A 17805-nucleotide genomic window follows, 5' to 3' on the forward strand; every position below is an offset into this window, starting at 1 on the left:
CCCGGAGAGGAGGCAGCCCCATGCAGAGCCCCACGCAGCCGCCGCCGAACCCCTTCCAGAACGTCCCCCCGCCCGCCGCGCTCCGGGTCGTGGTCGCCGACGACAACCCGGTGGTCCGCGCCGGCCTGACCGCCCTGCTCTCCGGACGCGAGGACATCACGGTCGTGGCGGAGGCGGCGGACGGCAGGGAGGCCTACGAGGCGGCCCGCGCCCACCGCCCCGACGTCATCCTCCTCGACGTCCGCATGCCGGGCGTGGACGGCATCTCGGCGCTGCCCTACCTGGTGCAGATCGCCCCGGTCGTGATGCTGACGTACAGCAGGGAGTCGGAGATCGTCCAGGAGGCGCTGCGCAGGGGAGCGGGCGGCTATCTGGTCCACGGCGAGTTCGCGGCGGACCAGTTGGTGGCGGCGGTGCGGGACGTCAAGGAGGGCAGGGCCCACTTCACGTCGACGGCGGCGGGAGCATTGCTGGAGCAACTTCGCCAAGGGTCCGGGACGGGGCAGGCGCTCCCGGAGGGGCTGGGTGGCGCCCGCCCAACTCACCGCAACCCGGCGGGTTTCGGCCTTCCTCGCACCTCGCCCCCAGCTACTTCTGCGGAAAACCTTTCGCAACTGCAACCAGGTGTGGCACAGTCGTCGTCCGGGTGGACAGGTGGCCGTCCGGCCGCTCCCGACCGGTCGAGGTTCCAACTGAGCACGAGAGAGGCGGAGATCATGGACCTCATCGCGTCCGGCATGAACAACCAGCAGATCGCCGCCGCGTGCTTCATCAGCGAGAAGACGGTCAAGAACCACATCAACCGCATCTTCGCCAAGCTTCACAGCACCAGCCGCTCCGAGGCCGCCGCGAAGTGGCTCGGCACGGCACCGGGCTCCGGCCGGGGAGTGGGGTGACCTGCGATGACGGTAGGGGGGAAGAGGAGCTGGGTCCGTGATTGGGCCCGGGTTTGGGCCCTGGGGCCCTCCGACGGAGGGGGCTCGCGCCCCTACGTTGCTCATGTCGACGGCGGCACCGCGAAGGAAGCCGCCACCGCGTCAGCCGGAGGGGAACACCATGAGCAACTGGATCAACACGACGGTCGCGTACCTCCAGTCCCGCGCCGCCCGCAACGACAAGGGCCAGACGGCGGTGGAGTACCTGGGCATCATCGCGGTGGTCGTGGCGATCGTCCTGGCGATCACGGGGACGGACATCGGGCAGTCGATCTACGACGCGATCGTGGAACAGATCGACGAGGTCACAGGCGGCTGATGCGGCCATGTAAGTACGGCGACGCAGGGCAGGCCTTCCCCATCTACATCACGGTGGTGGGGGGCCTGCTCTTCCTTGCGTTCGCATACTTCGCGGTTGGCCAGGCCGCAGCGAATCGGAACGATGCTCAAACCGCTGCCGACGCGGCCGCACTCGCTGCGGCGCAGAACAGGCGGGATCAGCTTGCTGATGCATGGGTGCAGAATCTCCTCGATCCGACCGAGTGGCAGAACATCTTTGACGGCAAGGCGGACGGGCTCGGCCAGTCATGCTGGCGGGCGGATCAACTTGCGGCACAGAATGACGCCAGCGTTCTGAGCTGTGTTCCTGTGGGTCTCCTCGGCTACGAGGTCGCGGTGGAAACGAACGACACAGTGGGAGATTCCATCGTTCCCGGTACCGAGGGAAAGAAGTCCCAGGAGACTGCCACTGCCGTGATTGAGTCTCGTTGCACGTTCGAACTCCCCGGCGTGGATGCGGGGGAAAGTTCCCTGCCGCTGCTTACCTGTAAGGGCAGGGAGTGGGAGCTGGACCCGAAAGGGCCCGAGGAACTACTCCCGAAACCTGAGGAGCTCTTCGACGTCCATTTGGCCGACTAACAAGCGAACGACGAGATGCTAAGGAAACAGAGGCATGAGCATTCGGTTCACTAAGCAGACCCGTAGGGGGATGGTCTTGCTGACCGTTGCGGCCGGGTTGGCCCTAGGCGTGGGCGGCTGCAGTGGCGGGGGCGGCGACGAAAAACAGCCGAAGGCTTCGGCCTCTGCGACCAAGGGTGACGGTTCTGACCCAAGTACCCAAGAGGGAACCGATGAGGTCCTGGCGGAACTCAAGGGCGAAGACGGACTCATGCTCAAGATCACGTCTGCGGCAAGGGATGCCGGTGGCTTCGTGACCGTGAGTGGAGAGCTGAAGAATGACGGCTCCGAATCCGTCCGTGTCTCGGTGCGAACTTCTGGCGACGAGACAGAGATCATCAGGCACGGGTCATCGCTTGGTGGGGCAACACTGGTCGACTCGAAGAGCAAGAAACGCTACTACGTGCTGCGGGACACGGACGGCCGCCCGTTGACTACGACAAATATGCCTAGGATCAAGGCAGGCGCGTCCATCCCCGTGTTCATGCAGTTCCCGGCGCCACCATCTGAGACCGCCGAGGTCGCTTTTCAGCTGCCGACGTTCTCCAGTGCCACAATCACGATCTCCGGGTGAGGCACTTCAATGACCAAAACTCCCACGCCGACCGGAGCGGGAACTCCCCATGCGTCCCGAGTGCTTACCGCGGCGACGATGCTGGTGGTCACTAGCCTCATTGGCGCCACCACAGCCTATGCAGACGAGAGCCCCAGCGTCCCCCCAGGCACCGAAGCCACCGCCTCGGCCCCCGTCGAACTCGACCCCAACGACCCGGACCTCAAGCTCCCGGACGGCGCCACTCTTGCCGAACCCAAGGTCCTGGACATCAAGCAGGTCGTCGAGGACCAGAGCGGCGACGAACGCCGTGAGGACACCAACTCCGACGTGAAGTTCGCGCTCCAGGCCGAGGTGCTGTTCGGCAAGGACAGTGCCAAGCTCGGCGCGCAGGCGAAGGCTCGTATCGCCACCATCGCGGAGGAGATCAAGACCCAGAACGCGACGAAGATCCGTGTCTTCGGCTTCACGGACAACCTCGGCTCCTCGGCGCACGGCGACGTCCTGTCCCGCCAACGCGCCAACGCCGTGCACGGCGTTCTGGAGCAGGAGCTGAACGACTCCGACGTCACCTACGAGGTGCGCGGCTACGGCGAGCAGTACCCGATCGCCGACAACTCCACGGAAGCCGGCCGCAAGAAGAACCGCCGGGTGGAGATCTCCTTCCCCCGCGCGGAGAGCCGATGACACCAGGCGATCAACCCCGCCCGCCCTGATCCCCGGGATGAGGGCGGGCGGGGCGGGCGTGTCACGGCCCTTCCCGCACCACCTCGACCCGCGCTCCCGCCCGCAGTCCCCACCCCTCCATCACCCCGGCCTCCGCCTCGATCACGTGCCGGGCCCGTACCCGCGGCAGCCCGAGCCGCCCCGGCGGCATGGTGCGCACGGCGAGGACGGTGAGACGGCGGTCCAGGTAGGCGACGTCGATGGGCATCCGCATGCGGAAGGTGTGCACGCTGCCGGCGGGGGAGAGCAGCAGCGCCCCGTCGAGGGAGTCCCGCCCCAGCAAGCCCCTGGTGCGTGCCCGGTAGGAGGAGGCGATCTCCAGCGGGACGCGTACGGGCGGCCCTCCACCGTCTCCCCGCACGACCAGCTCCCCGTGCCCGTCACGCCAGCGCGCCACAGTCGACCCCCTTCACCGCCGAACGCCCGCATCACGGGCGATGCCGAGACGGTAGCGGCGGCAGGCCGGGACACGCTCGTCGAGACCCACCGGGAACCGCACGCCACGGGAACGGGCTTGGGTGCCGATTTGGGCCCACGGACCCATGCCCCCACCGTCGCCCCTTCCTACCCTCGGGCCGTGCTGTGCACCAAGTGCGGCGCGCGTCGGGGGAGTTGAGGAGGGGGCATGGCCTCGATCGGGGGAGGGGCGGAGTTCGGGGGCGTGCGGCCTGCCGGGTCCGGTGGAGGGCGGGGCATGCCCCGGCCGTTGTCGTGGGCGCTCCTGCTCGTCCACGCGCTGTTCGTGTTCACCGTGCTCGGCGGCCTGGGCCTGCTCCTCACGGCGGCGTCCCTCGACGCGGTGGACGGCACGTTGCTCGCCCAGGTGGCGTACGCGGCCGCTCCCGGTGTGCTCGGCTGGTGGCTGGCCCGCCGCACCTGGCAGGGCGGAGCACGGATCTGGGGCGGGCTGATCGCCGTACAGGCATGGCTGGTCCTCGGCTCGGTGGCGAACATCGCCGACGGATCGGCACGCGGTCTCACCCAGCTCCTCCTCCCCCTCCCGGTCCTGTTCCTCCTGACCCGCCCGGAGAGCCGCGCCTGGTACCGCCGCACCGCACCGGACCGGCCGGAACGCCGCCCCTTCTCCCCGGCCCGGCTGATCCGCCGGCGCCGGGACGAGGGCCAGACGGCGGTGGAGTACGCCGGCCTGATCGCGGTCGTCGCGGCGATCATCACCGCGCTCGTCGTCAGTGGTCTCGGCACGCAGCTCCTCGCCGGAATCCAGTCCCAGGTGTGCCGTGTCACCGGCACGGCATGCCCCGCGCCCGGGGGCGGCGACGGCCAGGTCACGGCGGAGGGCGGCGACGAGGGGCAGGGCGGCGACGACACCGGGGGCGCGACGACCGGCGGCAACGGGAACCCCGGAGGCGATCCCGGCGGCGACCGCGACGACACGCCGGGCCCGGACGGCACGGACCAGGACGGCACGGACGCCGGAAAGGACTCCGACACGTCCCCCGGCACGGACGGCCCGTCCTCCGACGACCCTTCCCGCGTCGACCCCGTGGCCGCCGAGGACGAGATCGACGAGCCGCCGTACGAAGACCCGACCACCACCGGAGACGGCGAAGGCGGCGGAGACGGCGGCGGGGACGACGAGGGCTGCTTCTCCGGCTTCGGAGCCTTCTTCGGCTGCGCCGGCGACCAGCTCAAGCAAGTGGGCGAGGGCCTCTTCGTCGACGGGATATGGGGCGACCTCACCGGCATCTGGAACACGGTCACCAGTCCCGTCGACACCTGGAACGGCCTGATGGACTACGGCCGTTCGCTGGGCGACGCGTGGTGGAACGGCACCGCGGACGCCCGCGACAAGTGGGACGACGGCGACTACCTCGGCGCGCTCCTGGACTGGGGCGGCGCCTCACTGGGGACGGGCGGCACGGTCCTGTTCGACTCGTTCGTCGGCGACGACGTCGTGGACCAGTGGAACAGCGGCAACGGGACCCGGGCCGTCACGACCGTCATCTGGAACGTCGGCTCGCTGTTCATCCCCGGCTACGGCGAAGTGAAGATCGTCGAGAAGGTCGGCTCACTCGGCAGGCTGAGCAAAGTCGTCGACAACGCCGCCGAGGCGGCGCAGGACGCGCAGCGAGCGGCCAGGGCGGGCGACCTGGACGCGCTGGAGGACGCCGCGCGGCGCGCCGACGAGGCGGCTGACGAGGCGGAGGAAGCGGCCCGCAGGACGGGCTGCACCCTCTCCGCGCCGCCCCGCGGGATCCCGTACGGCGACGGCGGCGGCACGTCCCCCGCCCTCACCGGGGGGTTCGGCACCGGAACCACGGTGCTCGCCGCCGCCCCCGTCCGCCTCCCCCACACCGTCCTGGCGGAGGGCGACGGCTGCGACACGGAAGCCGCGGAACAGGCACGTCAGGCCCGCGCACACGAGCGCCAGGCCTATCTGGAGCGCAAGCGCGCCGAGGAAGCGGAGCGCGCCCGCCAGGCACTGGAGAACAAGAAGCAGTGGCCGGACCCCGAGCGCAACAACACCGGCGACCCGCGCAACTACAACCCGCCGGACTGGGCCGGGGACCTGCGGAGCCGCACGTACGGCGACGCCGACGACGGCGACGGCTTCTGGGCGAGCCGCGACCGCAACCCCAAGCCCATGTGGAAGAACGAGTCGTGGCTGCGCTACCAGGAGCAGGTCACCGGCACCCAGCGCGGCTACGAGTACGTCGTCCCGCACACGGACCCGGACGTACCGGACGTCGAGTTCGACGGCTGGGACTCCTCGCGCCAGACGTACCTCGAGGCCAAGAACGGCTACGACAGCTTCCTGACCGCGGACCGCACGGAACTCACCCCGTCCGGCAGGGAACGGCTGCTGGCCGAGGCCCGCAGGCAGGTCGAGGCCGCGCGGGGCAAGGACGTCGAGTGGCACTTCTCCAACGAGGAGGTCGCCGACGCGGCCAGGGACGCGTTCGAGGACGCGGGCCTGGACATCGAGGTCGTCCACACCGCGCCCGAGCCGATCGCCGGCGACCGGCGGCCCGAGGCGTTCGACTGACGGGACCGCGGGCCGGGGCGGCCCTAAGGTGGGAACGGCCGGACGTGGGACGAGAGGCGCGGGCGAGGAACGGAGAAGGGAAGAGGACGGGACATGCGACGAGTGGTGCGGGGCTTCTGGGGCCCGCGGCAGGAACCGGTGGAGGCACTCGCCGAACGGTGGAGCGCGACCCTGGACCGGTTCGCCCGGCTCCTCCCCACCACGGGGGGACCGGGGGCGGACACACCGTGGACGTGGCGGACCGCCCCGGCGTCCGGCCCCTCCCAGCCGCTCCGGCCGGACGGGGCGTCCCTGCTCGAGGCGTTGCGCACGGCCCGGGCGGCCGACGACTGGTCGGCGGGGAACGGCACGTCGCTGCGCCTGGTCGCCGACGGCATGCCGCCCGGCTGGAAGGTGGAGGTCGCCGGACTGGCGGGCGGCGCCCCGGAGTTCCTGCTCCAGTCGCTGGTGGCCACGATCGTGTCCCCCGACGACGTGCGGCTCCCCGACGCCGACCTCCTCGCCGCCGTCGCCGAGATCTGGCACCCGGACCACGGGGACGTGAGCGACCGGGCGGTGACGGCGGCCCTGAAGAAGGAGGCCGGTTTCAGGATCGGCACCCCGTCGGTCGGCCGGGTCGGTTTCCTCTCCCCGGGCCGCGCGGACCGGATCCCGCCCGATGCGGCGGTCCCGCGCAAGGAGCTCCCCGGCGTCGGCGTGCTCCTGGACATCGCGGCGCCCGGCGACACCGCCGAGGTGGTCCGCGTCCACGAGGCACTCAGGAAGGCCGGGGCCCTGGACCCGCTGCCCCATCCCATGACCAGGCCCACGCTGTGACGGCCCGCGCCGGCGAACCCTTCGACACGAACCGGGCGGCGTCCGGCATCGAAGCCGCCCTCTCCGCCCCCGTACCGACGGCCGGCCCCACGGCCGACGAGGGCGAACCGGCCACGGGGGAGTGGACCGTGACCCGCGGCGAAGGGTTCCTGCTCCTCCCCCTCTGGGAGAGCGAGGCCCTCACGGGCGTGTACGGCGCCCGGTGGAACGACGCCGAGGCGGCGGCCGAAGCGAACCTGGCCGCGCTCGTCGCGGAACTGGACCGCCGCTGGGGCCCCCACCGCACGCTGAGCATGCGCGTCCCCCTGCACCGCGGCCGAACGGGTGAACCCCTCCCCGAGCCCTTCCGCACCCTGGCCGCCAAGGACTGCTACGGCGACCTGGCGGTGTGGGGCCCCGTACGGCCCGGCGGCCCGCCCGCCGCCCCCCGTTGGCTCGCCCTCTCCCTCAACCAGTCCGACGGCGACGCCCCCATGATCATGACCGCCCTGATCAGCGACCGTCCGCTCACGGAACCCGCCGACCGGGACTGAAGCCGGTACCGCGCGCAGCGCGACGGCGCCAGGACACCGCTCCGGCCGGTCCGAGCGGTCGCCCGGTACCGACCGTGCCGCACCGGCCCGAGCGGTCGCCCCGGTGTGGTTACCGGCCCGCCCCCTGCCGGGTAGGACCTCCACCATGACCACACTCGGCGCAGTCTTCCGTCCCCAGCTCGCCCCCGAGCGTCTCCGTTCCGTCGCCCGGCTCGCGGACGAAGCGGGGCTCGACGAGCTCTGGTTGTGGGAGGACTGCTTCCGGGAGGGCGGGATCTCGACCGCCGCCGCCGCGCTCGCGTGGACCGAACGGGTGCGGATCGGGGTCGGACTGCTGCCCGTGCCCCTGCGGAACGTCGCCGTCACCGCGATGGAGGCCGCCACCTTGCACCGCATGTTCCCCGGGCGCGCGCTCCTCGGCGTCGGGCACGGGGTGCAGGACTGGATGGGGCAGGTGGGGGCGAGGGTCGAGTCGCCGGTCACCCTGCTGCGGGAGCATCTCGTCGCGCTGCGGGGCCTGTTGCGGGGAGAGCGCATCACCACCCACGGTCGGTACGTCGAGCTCGACGACGTCGCCCTCGACTGGCCGCCGGAGCACGAGGTGGAGGTGCTCGCGGGGGCCACCGGGCCGCGGACCGTGCGGCTCACCGGTGAGGCCGCCGACGGGACCATCCTCACCGCCACCACCTCACCGGAGGGCGTCCGGCGCGCACGCCGGCTCGTCGACGAGGGGCGCGCCGCGGCCGGTCGCGGCACCGGGCCGCACAGGGTCGTCGTCTATCTGCTCGCCGCCACGGGACCCGGCGCCGGGGAGCGGCTGCGTGCCGAGCTGATCGCCGAGGGCGTCGGCGGGGAGCCGGACCTCGGGGTCGCCGGGGACGCGGGCGCCGTCGCCAAGGCGGTCCAGCGGCTGGCCGAGGCCGGGGCCGACTCGGTCGTCCTCCAGCCGACCGGTGACGAGCCGGACCCCGAGGGCTTCGTGCGGTTCGTGGCGGAGGACGTACGGCCGTTGGTCCCGTAAATCGGCCGACAAGGGCGTCCCGGTCCTGCATGATCGGGGCATGACGGACAAGCGGACCCGTTCTTTCGAGGATCTCGTCGCGGAAGGCGCCTCCGTCCCCACCGAGGGATGGGACTTCTCCTGGTTCGAGGGCCGGGCCACCGAGGCCAGGCCCTCCTGGGGGTACGCCGTGTCGATGGCCGGGCGGCTGGGCCGGGCCGGTGCCGCGCTCGACCTCCAGACCGGGGGAGGCGAGGTGCTCGGCTTCGCCCTGGCCAGGGCCCCTCGGCGGCCTCCGCTCACCGTCGCCACCGAGGGGTGGCCGCCCAACGCAGCCAAGGCCACCGCCCTGCTCCGGCCCCACGGCGTCGCCGTCGTCGCCTCGTCCGAGGACGCGCCGCTGCCCTTCGCCGACGGGACCTTCGACCTCGTCGTCAGCAGGCATCCCGTCCGGGCGCGCTGGGACGAGATCGCCCGGGTGCTGGAGACCGGAGGCACCTACTTCGCCCAGCACGTCGGGCCCGGCAGCGTCCGCGAACTCACCGAGCACTTCCTCGGGCCGCAGCCGGAGGAGCGGCGCGATGCCCGGCATCCCGACCGTGAGCGGCGGGACGCCGAGGACGCCGGGCTGGAGATCGTCGACCTGCGGGCCGAGCGGCTCCGCATGGAGTTCCACGACATCGCCGCCGTCGTCCACTTCCTGCGCAAGGTGGTCTGGATCGTCCCGGGCTTCGGTGTCGAGGCGCACCTGCCGCGGCTGCGCACCCTGCACGAGCGAATCGAGAGGGAGGGGGCGTTCGTGGCGCACAGCACCCGTCACCTCCTCGAGGCCCGCAAGCCCGGCCCCGGTCGGCCGGGGCGGTGACGCGGGCGAGGCCCGCCCGCTCGCCTTCCCGTTCGTTTTCTCGCTCGTCCTGGCTGCTTCCGCCTGCTCCCCGCGGGCGGAGCCGAAGTTTCCGCATCGTTGTCGGGGGTGGCTCGCCTCCGGGGCGCGGCATCGGGTAAGTTCAGACCAAGGTAATTCGCGTAAGCAAAGCTGCGCGGGTGGCACCGTGCAGTGGAGGGGGCTGCGCGGTGCCCGCGCCTCCCCCCCTCCCCCGCGCTGCCTGCCGCGCGCCGGGTCAAGCGGACGCTTGTCGCCGGATCACCCGTCGGGGGGACCGTCGAAAGGGTTGTCGTGATGCGGGCCCTGCGGCGTCACATCCTGCACAGCAGCCCCTCACCCTTCGCTTTTCGGCGGAATATCGCCGCGTTTCGGCCATGTGAACGGCCTGAATGACGGCTTCCGCGGGCATCGAGGCGTTGTCGGACGGTTTCGGAGAGTAGTTGTGGCACGCCGATGCACGCAGCATCACTTACGAAGGGTTATGGTGGAAACCCCCCCTCGGGCCGGTCCGTCTCCCCCCCCACGGACCGGCCCGTTTTTCTTTCTCGTCCCGACCCCCCGTGGTGAGGGCCCGGGGCATGTCGAACGAGCATCCGCACCCCCGGCCCGCAGCCCGGCCCCCACGGCGCTCCGGAGCGCCCCGCTCACCCTCCGCCCCAGCCCCTGTCCGCCCTCCGTGGCGATGGCGCAGGGCCTTTTGTGGGGCTTCCGTGGGGCACCCCGCCGCTCGGCGGCGCGATCGCCGTCGTCGTCCTGCACGCTCGCAGCGGCGCGGGCGGCCGACCCCGGCGGCCTCACGCGAACGGTGTACCGCCCCCGTACTTCTGACCAACGGACCACCCGGGGCTTTGGAAAGACCCCCGCCCCGGCAGGGGTAGGCTTCGCCTCCGGGGACTGCCATACGGACAGGGTTCGCCCGCGGCCGAAGCCGGGCCGTGTGCCGCGGACCGCGGCGGGTGCCGCCCCTGTCCGATCCGTACGGAGGGGCTGACGATCACGTGAACCTGCGCGACAAGCTGCGCGGCCTGCTGGTCAGGCTGTACGCGCGCCGGGTGGAAGGCCACCTGGACACCGCTCAGGTGCCCAAGCACATCGGCGTCATCATGGACGGCAACCGCCGTTGGGCGAAGGCCGCGGGTTCCAGTACCGTCCACGGCCACCGGGCCGGCGCGGACAAGATCGGGGAGTTCCTCGGCTGGTGCACCGAGACGGACGTCGAGGTCGTCACCCTCTGGCTGCTGTCGACGGACAACTTCGACCGGCCGAAGGAGGAACTCGTCCCGCTGCTCGGCATCATCGAGGACGTGGTCCGCACCCTCGCCGCCGACGGTCGCTGGCGGGTGCACCACGTCGGGACGCTCGACCTGCTGCCCTCCGGGATGCAGACCACCCTGAAGGAGGCCGAGGAGAGCACCGCGCACGTCGACGGGATAGTGGTCAACGTCGCCATCGGATACGGCGGCCGCCAGGAGATCGCCGACGCGGTGCGGTCCATGCTGCTCGACGCCCACGAGAAGGGCACCTCGATGGAGGAGCTCGCCGAGGCCGTCGACGTCGACATGATCGGACGTCACCTCTACACCCGCGCCCAGCCCGACCCCGACCTCGTCATCCGCACCAGCGGTGAGCAGCGGCTGTCCGGATTCATGCTCTGGCAGACCGCCCATTCGGAGTACTACTTCTGCGAGGTTTTCTGGCCGGCCTTCCGCAAGGTCGACTTCCTGCGCGCACTGCGCGACTACGCCGCCCGTCACCGGCGCTACGGCGGCTGAACGGCGCCGCGGAGCGGCATCCGGGCAGGCCCGGACACCCCGGCGCGGGCCACAGGCCGCACGGAGTTCACCAGGCTGCCGCCCTGTGGTGTGGCATGGCGGTGCTCGTTCGAGGGCATAACACCAGACAGGTCGACACCCGAACCACGGGTGTCGGATCTCAGCGGGCGGCACGGGAGTCGCCCGCCCGGGAGGCCCTTTGCACCAGCCCGACCGTGCGGTCACGGCACGGAAGAAGCAGCGGAGGGCCGGTCCCCGGCCCGCAGTGCATGGGGGCCGTGGACCGGCCCAGCTCCGCCTCGTCGCTCCCCGACCTCATCCGAGGGGGTACGTCCTTCCGTGGTGACCAGCGCAAAGCGCCCCAAGCCAGACCGGCGCACCTATGTTCTCGACACCAGCGTCCTGCTGGCCGACCCGAACGCCCTGAACCGCTTCGACGAGCACGAGGTCGTGCTCCCCGTCGTCGTGGTGACGGAACTGGAGGCCAAGCGGAACCATCCCGAACTCGGCTACTTCGCCCGTCAGGCGCTGCGCCTGCTGGACGACTACCGGGTGCGGTACGGCCGCCTGGATGCCCCCATTCCGACCGGGGACCTCGGCGGAACCGTGCGGGTCGAGCTCAACCACTCGGACCCCAGCGTGCTGCCCAGTGGCTACCGCCTGGGGGACAACGACTCCCGCATCCTCGCGGTCGCCCGCAACCTGCAGGCCGAGGGGTTCGACGTCACCGTCGTGTCGAAGGACCTGCCGCTCAGGATCAAGGCGTCCTCCGTCGGCCTCCTGGCCGAGGAGTACCGTGCGGAACTCGCCATCACGGACGCCTCCGGCTGGACCGGGATGTCCGAACTGACCCTGCCCGGCGAGCAGGTGGACGTCCTCTTCGAGGAGGGGCGCGTGTACGTGCCCGAGGCCTCCCACCTGCCCGTGCACACCGGGCTGACCGTCCAGTCGGAACGCGGCAAGGCGCTGGGGCGGGTCACCGCCGAGGGCGACGTCCGCCTGGTGCGCGGCGACCGGGAGGCGTTCGGCGTCAAGGGCCGCAGTGCCGAGCAGCGGATCGCGCTCGACCTGCTGCTCGACCCGGACATCGGGATCGTGTCCCTGGGCGGCCGGGCCGGCACCGGCAAGTCGGCGCTGGCGCTGTGCGCGGGCCTCGAGGCGGTGCTGGAGCGCCGGCAGCACGAGAAGATCATGGTCTTCCGGCCGCTGTACGCGGTGGGCGGGCAGGAGCTCGGCTACCTGCCCGGGACCGAGGCGGAGAAGATGGGCCCGTGGGCGCAGGCCGTCTTCGACACGCTGTCGGCGGTGACCAGTCGCGAGGTCATCGAGGAGGTCACCGCGCGCGGCATGCTGGAGGTCCTGCCGCTGACGCACATCCGGGGCCGCTCGCTGCACGACGCGTTCGTGATCGTGGACGAGGCGCAGTCGCTGGAACGGAACGTCCTGCTGACCGTTCTGTCCCGGATCGGGGCCAATTCGCGGGTCGTCCTGACCCATGATGTCGCCCAGCGGGACAATCTGAGGGTCGGTCGGTACGACGGTGTGGTCGCCGTCGTCGAGAAGCTGAAGGGTCACCCGCTCTTCGCGCACGTCACCCTGACGCGGTCCGAGAGGTCCCGGATCGCCGCCCTTGTGACCGAAATGCTCGAAGACGGGCAGATCTGACCCGAGCGTTCCAACAAGAGCGAATTGCACGGTAGTTGGCGCCGTCCGGAAAAGCCGTAGAGCTTATCCGGACGGCGTCGGCGTGTGCGGGGCTTTCCTGGAAGCCCCGGAGCCAAACGAGGTGTGAGCTTTCACACGCAACGGGGAATTGCCTCGCACCGCCGTATTACGGCAGAGTCTCACTCCTGTCAGGCCCCGCATACGACACAGTCGTGCCCCCAGCGGTACGGCGCCACAGAAGCACCGCTTCCAACTCCATAGCGTCGTCGTATGCCGCCCGAGCACCACGCGGCACTCCCCTCGTGGGAGTTGCCCACCGGGCCCGTGCCTCCCGTGGCCCTTAGTTGGGGAGGCCAGTGCCAGGGGCACGATTGCGTCCGCGAGGGTCACCGAAGCGGGCGATGCTGGAAGGAAACCGTGTGAGCCGGATCTCGGTCCGGGGATTCGCAGTGGCCTCGGCCACCGCGGTCACCGCTGTCGGAAGCGTCGTCGGCGTTGCCTCGGGCAGCACCGCGCAGAACAACGACGTCGAAGCGACGGCAAGCGGCACCACGCTGCTCGCGGACATCCCCGCGGGCCAGCAGGCCCAGGTGCAGACCGCGTCCCTGACGCAGCAGGCCGAAACGATGGCCATCGCCGCGGACACGAGCGCCAAGAAGGACGCGGAGGAGGCCGCCCGCAAGGCCGCCGCCGAAACGGCCATCGCCAAGAAGGCCGCCGCCGAGAAGCAGGCGAAGGCGGAGAAGGAGGCGAAGGAGCGCGAGGAGGCCGAGGCCAAGGCCGCCGCCGCCAGCCGTTCCGCGACCCGCGACGCCTCCGAGATCGCCGTCAAGAGCTCGTACACGGTCGCCGAGGTGCAGTCGATCGCGCGTCAGATGATCCCTGGCGACCAGTTCCAGTGCTTCAGCAACATCGTGCAGCGCGAGTCCACCTGGAACTACCTCGCGGTCAACCCCTCCTCCGGCGCCTACGGCCTGGTCCAGGCGCTCCCCGGCTCCAAGATGGCCTCCGCCGGCGCCGACTGGCAGACCAACCCGGCCACCCAGATCAAGTGGGGCCTCGGCTACATGAACGAGCGCTACGGCAGCCCGTGCGGCGCCTGGTCGTTCTGGCAGGCCAACCACTGGTACTAGAGCCCGGGCAGCCCCGGCCCACGGCCTCCCGGCCGCCGCACGACCCCGACGAGAGCCCCGCACCGTTCCACGGCGCGGGGCTCTCGCCCTGTACCGTCTGACCGACGACTCCAGGGGGAGTGGTGGGGAGCAACGGGGGAAGAGGACGGAGCATGTCGCGAGTGTCAGGGTGGCTCGACCGGGTGGGAGCCCGACTGACCGAGGCCGGGAAGCGGTTGGAGCAGCGCCGCGCCGAGGCGCAGCGGGGCGTCCGGGAGGACGAGGTGGCCGAACGGGAGGGCGCCCCCGAGTTCGTGCCGTCGCTCGACCACACCCCCCTCGTCCAGCCCCGGCCCGACCCGGCGCAGGCCGTGCCGTGGGGGGTGCGGGTCGCGGCCGAGGTCGGCTGGCGGCTGCTGGTGCTGGCCGGCACCGTCTGGGTGCTCATGCGGGTCATCAGCGCCGTCCAGTTGGTGGTGCTGGCGTTCGCGGCCTCGCTGCTGATCACGGCGCTGCTGCAGCCGACGGTGGCGCGGCTGTGCCGGATCGGGGTGCCGCGCGGGCCGGCCACCGCGCTGACCGCCCTGTTCGGGTTCGTCGTGATCGGCCTCATCGGCTGGTTCGTGACCTGGCAGGTCATGGAGAACATCGACCACCTCTCCGACCAGATCCAGGACGGCATCGACGAGCTGCGCAACTGGCTGCTCAACAGCCCCTTCCACGTCACCGACAAGCAGATCAACGAGATCGCCAAGAACCTGCGGGAGGCGGTCGGCGCCAACACCGAGCAGATCACCTCGGCGGGCATCGAGGGCGTGACGGTCGTCGTCGAGGCGCTCACCGGCATCCTGCTGGCGGTCTTCTCGACCCTGTTCCTGCTCTACGACGGCAGGCGCATCTGGGAGTGGTCGCTCAAGCTCGTCCCGGCCGCGGCCCGTCCGGGCGTCGCCGGCGCGGGCCCGGCCGCGTGGCGGACGCTCACGGCGTACGTGCGCGGCACGGTGGTGGTGGCCCTGATCGACGCGATCTTCATCGGCCTGGGCATCTACTTCCTCGACGTGCCGATGGCGGTGCCGCTCGCCGTCTTCATCTTCCTGTTCTCCTTCATCCCGCTCGTCGGTGCGGTGGTGTCCGGAGCGCTGGCGGTGGTCGTCGCGCTCGTCACCCAGGGCGTGTTCACGGGCGTCATGACGCTGGTGGTGGTGCTGGCGGTGCAGCAGATCGAGGGGCACATCCTCCAGCCGTTCATCCTGGGCCGCGCGGTGCGGGTCCATCCGCTCGCGGTGGTGCTGGCGGTCACCACGGGCGGCATGGTGGCCGGCATCGGCGGCGCGGTGGTCGCGGTGCCGCTGGTCGCGGTCATCAACACCGTCGCCGTCTACCTGCGCGCGTACTCCCGGGAGGCGGCCGCACGACAGGCCGTCAGGCCCCGGGGCGTGACGGCGCTGTCCTCGGCGCAGGCCGGGACGCCGGTCTCCACCAATACGGAACCGCCGGTTCCGGTGGAGGAGCGGCAGCCGGGGGACACGCGCGACCCGTAGCGGGAGCCCGCCGCGCCGCCCGCACCGGGTCCCCGTACGACAGCGGGCCCGCCCACCGCGAACGGTGGACGGGCCCGGTGCGCGGGCGGGCGCGGTGTCACTCCGCGAGGACCGCCTCCGCGTCCAGCGTGGCGGCGACCGCCTGGATCACCGCGGCGATCTTGAACGCCTCCTGGATGACCTCGCGCTCCACGCCGGCCTTGCGCAGCACCTGCTCGTGGGAGTCGAGGCACATGCCGCAGCCGTTGATCGCGGAGACCGCGAAGGACCAGAACTCGAAGTCGACCTTGTCGACGCCCGGGTTGCCGATGACGTTCATCCGCAGACCGGCGCGCAGGTTGCCGTACTCGTGGTCCGACAGCAGGTGACGGGTGCGGTAGAAGACGTTGTTCATCGCCATCACCGCGGCGGCGGCCTTGGCGGCCGTGTACGCCTCCGGCGACAGGTTCGCCTTCGCCTCCGGCTCCAGCTCGCGCAGCACGATGGCCGAGCGCGAGGCGATCGCCGTCGACAGCACCGTGCCCCACAGCTGCTGGGCCGGGAGGCCGGAGTTGCCGATGACCGAGCCCAGGTTGAGCTTCAGGTCCTTGGCGTAGTCCGGTATGCGGGACTTCAGGGAGTCGAGCGACATGTCAGGTCACTCCCCGGCCAGCAGCGCGACCGGGTCCAGGGTCTCGTCGCCCTTGGTCCAGTTGCACGGGCAGAGCTCGTCGGTCTGCAGGGCGTCCAGGACCCGCAGGACCTCCTTCGGGTTACGGCCGACGGAGCCGGCGGTCACCATCGTGAACTGGATCTCGTTGTTCTGGTCGACGATGAACACCGCGCGCTTGGCGAAGCCGTCCTCGCCCTCGATGCCGAGGGCGCGCATCAGCTCGTGCTTGGAGTCCGCCATCATCGGGAACGGCAGGTCACGCAGGTCGTCGTGGTCCTTGCGCCAGGCGTGGTGGACGAACTCGGAGTCACCGGAGAAGCCGAGGATCTGGGCGTCGCGGTCGGCGAACTCGTCGTTCAGCTTGCCGAAGGCCGCGATCTCGGTCGGGCACACGAAGGTGAAGTCCTTGGGCCAGGCGAAGACGATCTTCCACTTGCCCTCGTAGGTCTTGTGGTTGATGGTCTCGAACTCCTTGCCCTTCTCCAGCGAGACGCAGGCGGTCAGTTCGAACTCGGGGAACTTGTCACCGACAGTGAGCACAGGCTCTCCTTGCAGCGAAGAAGCACCCATTTTACGGGTGATTCCCATGGGTTGGACCTTATTGATGTTGGCACAGAGTGCACTGATGAGTGAAATAGCTACACTCGGTCGTGTTGATCGGAGGTAGCTATCAGTGACTGTGCGTAAAAGGCGCAGGCAGCCCAGCCTCGCGCAATTGCGTGCTTTCGCCGCCGTGGCCGAGCATCTCCACTTCCGTGACGCCGCCGCGGCGATCGGGATGAGCCAGCCGGCCCTGTCGGGAGCCGTGTCGGCGCTGGAGGAGTCACTCGGTGTCACCCTCCTGGAGCGTACGACGCGCAAGGTGCTGCTCTCACCGGCCGGCGAGCGGCTCGCCGCCCGCGCCAAGTCGGTGCTGGCGGAGGTCGGGGCGCTGGTCGAGGAGGCGGACGCGCTGCAGGCGCCGTTCACCGGGGTGCTGCGGCTCGGGGTGATCCCGACGGTGGCTCCCTACCTGCTGCCCACGGTCCTGCGGCTGGTCCACGACCGCTATCCGCGGCTCGACCTCCAGGTGCACGAGGAGCAGACCGCCAGCCTGCTGGACGGGCTGACCGGCGGCCGGCTCGACCTGCTGCTGCTCGCGGTGCCGCTCGGGGTCCCGGGCGTGGTCGAACTGCCGCTCTTCGACGAGGACTTCGTGCTGGTCACACCGCTCGAGCACGGGCTCGGCGGCCGCGAGGGCATCCCCCGCAAGGCGCTGCGCGAGCTCAACCTGCTCCTCCTGGACGAGGGCCACTGCCTGCGCGACCAGGCCCTCGACATCTGCCGGGAGGCCGGGAGCGCGGGAGTTGCGGCCACCACGACGGCGGCGGGACTGTCCACGCTCGTGCAGCTGGTCGCGGGCGGCCTCGGGGTGACGCTGCTGCCGCACACCGCCGTCCAGGTCGAGACCACCCGTTCCGGCCGGCTCCTCACCGGCCGCTTCGCCGACCCGGCGCCCGGCCGCCGCATCGCCCTCGCCATGCGCACGGGCGCGGCGAGGGCGGCGGAGTACGAGGAACTGGCGGCGGCACTGCGCGAGGCGATGCGGGACCTGCCGGTGCGGATCGTGCGGGACTGACCCGCGGCCCGTCCGGCGCCCCGCACGCCTCC

18 protein-coding genes are annotated in these 17805 nt (G+C 71.2%); 15 read left to right on the forward strand and 3 right to left on the reverse strand.

All coding sequences use genetic code 11. From position 1 onward, the window contains the following. The first annotated feature begins 20 nt into the window (after positions 1-20). The 5 genes from CP969_RS24615 (at position 21) to CP969_RS24635 (ending at position 3132) form a co-directional block, all read left to right on the forward strand. Positions 21-896, forward strand: coding sequence for a response regulator transcription factor (locus CP969_RS24615; protein WP_016824797.1), 876 nt, complete (start codon positions 21-23; stop codon positions 894-896). Between the two features lie 160 nt (positions 897-1056). After that, positions 1057-1254, forward strand: a complete 198-nt coding sequence (locus tag CP969_RS24620) for a Flp family type IVb pilin (protein ID WP_016824796.1) — start codon at positions 1057-1059, stop codon at positions 1252-1254. Beyond that, on the forward strand, positions 1254-1853 hold the full coding sequence (locus CP969_RS24625) for a pilus assembly protein TadG-related protein (protein WP_004983921.1): 600 nt from the start codon (positions 1254-1256) through the stop codon (positions 1851-1853). Before CP969_RS24620 ends, CP969_RS24625 begins: the two co-directional genes overlap by 1 nt. Positions 1854-1887: 34 nt before the next feature. Continuing rightward, entirely contained in the window at positions 1888-2466 is a 579-nt protein-coding gene (locus CP969_RS24630) for a hypothetical protein (RefSeq protein ID WP_004983918.1), read from the forward strand. A gap of 78 nt (positions 2467-2544) precedes the next feature. Next, positions 2545-3132, forward strand: a complete 588-nt coding sequence (locus tag CP969_RS24635) for an OmpA family protein (protein WP_016824795.1) — start codon at positions 2545-2547, stop codon at positions 3130-3132. A 61-nt stretch (positions 3133-3193) separates the two neighbouring features. On the opposite strand, the gene CP969_RS24640 is transcribed toward CP969_RS24635, so the two are convergent. Continuing rightward, positions 3194-3568, reverse strand: a complete 375-nt coding sequence (locus tag CP969_RS24640) for a DUF192 domain-containing protein (protein ID WP_016824794.1) — start codon at positions 3566-3568, stop codon at positions 3194-3196. 297 nt (positions 3569-3865) lie between these two features. On the opposite strand from CP969_RS24640, the gene CP969_RS24645 reads away from it, so the two are divergent. The 9 genes from CP969_RS24645 to CP969_RS24685 all read left to right on the forward strand — a co-directional run bounded on the left by CP969_RS24645 (position 3866) and on the right by CP969_RS24685 (position 15503). Continuing rightward, entirely contained in the window at positions 3866-6178 is a 2313-nt protein-coding gene (locus tag CP969_RS24645) for a Tox-REase-5 domain-containing protein (protein WP_039830921.1), read from the forward strand. A 93-nt stretch (positions 6179-6271) separates the two neighbouring features. Further along, on the forward strand, positions 6272-6994 hold the full coding sequence (locus CP969_RS24650; RefSeq protein WP_039830920.1) for a hypothetical protein: 723 nt from the start codon (positions 6272-6274) through the stop codon (positions 6992-6994). After that, positions 6991-7527, forward strand: a complete 537-nt coding sequence (locus CP969_RS24655) for a hypothetical protein (protein ID WP_016824792.1) — start codon at positions 6991-6993, stop codon at positions 7525-7527. The genes CP969_RS24650 and CP969_RS24655 overlap by 4 nt, the downstream gene beginning before the upstream one ends. Positions 7528-7672: 145 nt before the next feature. Beyond that, positions 7673-8548 (forward strand): LLM class flavin-dependent oxidoreductase, encoded by an 876-nt coding sequence (locus tag CP969_RS24660; protein ID WP_004983904.1) that lies wholly within the window; start codon positions 7673-7675, stop codon positions 8546-8548. A gap of 40 nt (positions 8549-8588) precedes the next feature. Then, a complete protein-coding gene (locus CP969_RS24665) occupies positions 8589-9392 on the forward strand; it encodes a methyltransferase domain-containing protein (protein WP_016824791.1) in 804 nt (267 codons plus the stop codon). 1019 nt (positions 9393-10411) lie between these two features. Continuing rightward, positions 10412-11185: an isoprenyl transferase gene (locus CP969_RS24670; RefSeq protein ID WP_004983899.1), complete on the forward strand. Its 774-nt coding sequence runs from the start codon at positions 10412-10414 to the stop codon at positions 11183-11185. A gap of 339 nt (positions 11186-11524) precedes the next feature. Continuing rightward, positions 11525-12850: a PhoH family protein gene (locus tag CP969_RS24675; protein WP_004983895.1), complete on the forward strand. Its 1326-nt coding sequence runs from the start codon at positions 11525-11527 to the stop codon at positions 12848-12850. A gap of 419 nt (positions 12851-13269) precedes the next feature. Continuing rightward, the gene (locus CP969_RS24680; protein ID WP_016824789.1) at positions 13270-13983 is read left to right on the forward strand and encodes an aggregation-promoting factor C-terminal-like domain-containing protein; all 714 of its coding nucleotides are present in this window, start codon (positions 13270-13272) and stop codon (positions 13981-13983) included. Between the two features lie 152 nt (positions 13984-14135). Continuing rightward, positions 14136-15503, forward strand: coding sequence for an AI-2E family transporter (locus tag CP969_RS24685; RefSeq protein ID WP_026084908.1), 1368 nt, complete (start codon positions 14136-14138; stop codon positions 15501-15503). Between the two features lie 97 nt (positions 15504-15600). Here CP969_RS24685 and CP969_RS24690 read toward each other — a convergent pair whose 3' ends face one another. Both CP969_RS24690 and CP969_RS24695 read right to left on the reverse strand, forming a co-directional pair. Then, the gene (locus tag CP969_RS24690; protein WP_004983887.1) at positions 15601-16134 is read right to left on the reverse strand and encodes an alkyl hydroperoxide reductase; all 534 of its coding nucleotides are present in this window, start codon (positions 16132-16134) and stop codon (positions 15601-15603) included. Between the two features lie 6 nt (positions 16135-16140). Beyond that, positions 16141-16695: a peroxiredoxin gene (locus CP969_RS24695; protein WP_004983885.1), complete on the reverse strand. Its 555-nt coding sequence runs from the start codon at positions 16693-16695 to the stop codon at positions 16141-16143. Between the two features lie 133 nt (positions 16696-16828). Between CP969_RS24695 and CP969_RS24700 the strand changes: the two genes are divergently transcribed. Then, positions 16829-17773, forward strand: a complete 945-nt coding sequence (locus CP969_RS24700; protein WP_004983883.1) for a LysR substrate-binding domain-containing protein — start codon at positions 16829-16831, stop codon at positions 17771-17773. Positions 17774-17805: the final 32 nt, after the last annotated feature.

The organism is Streptomyces viridosporus T7A, from assembly GCF_008704515.1.
Lineage (GTDB): Bacteria > Actinomycetota > Actinomycetes > Streptomycetales > Streptomycetaceae > Streptomyces > Streptomyces viridosporus.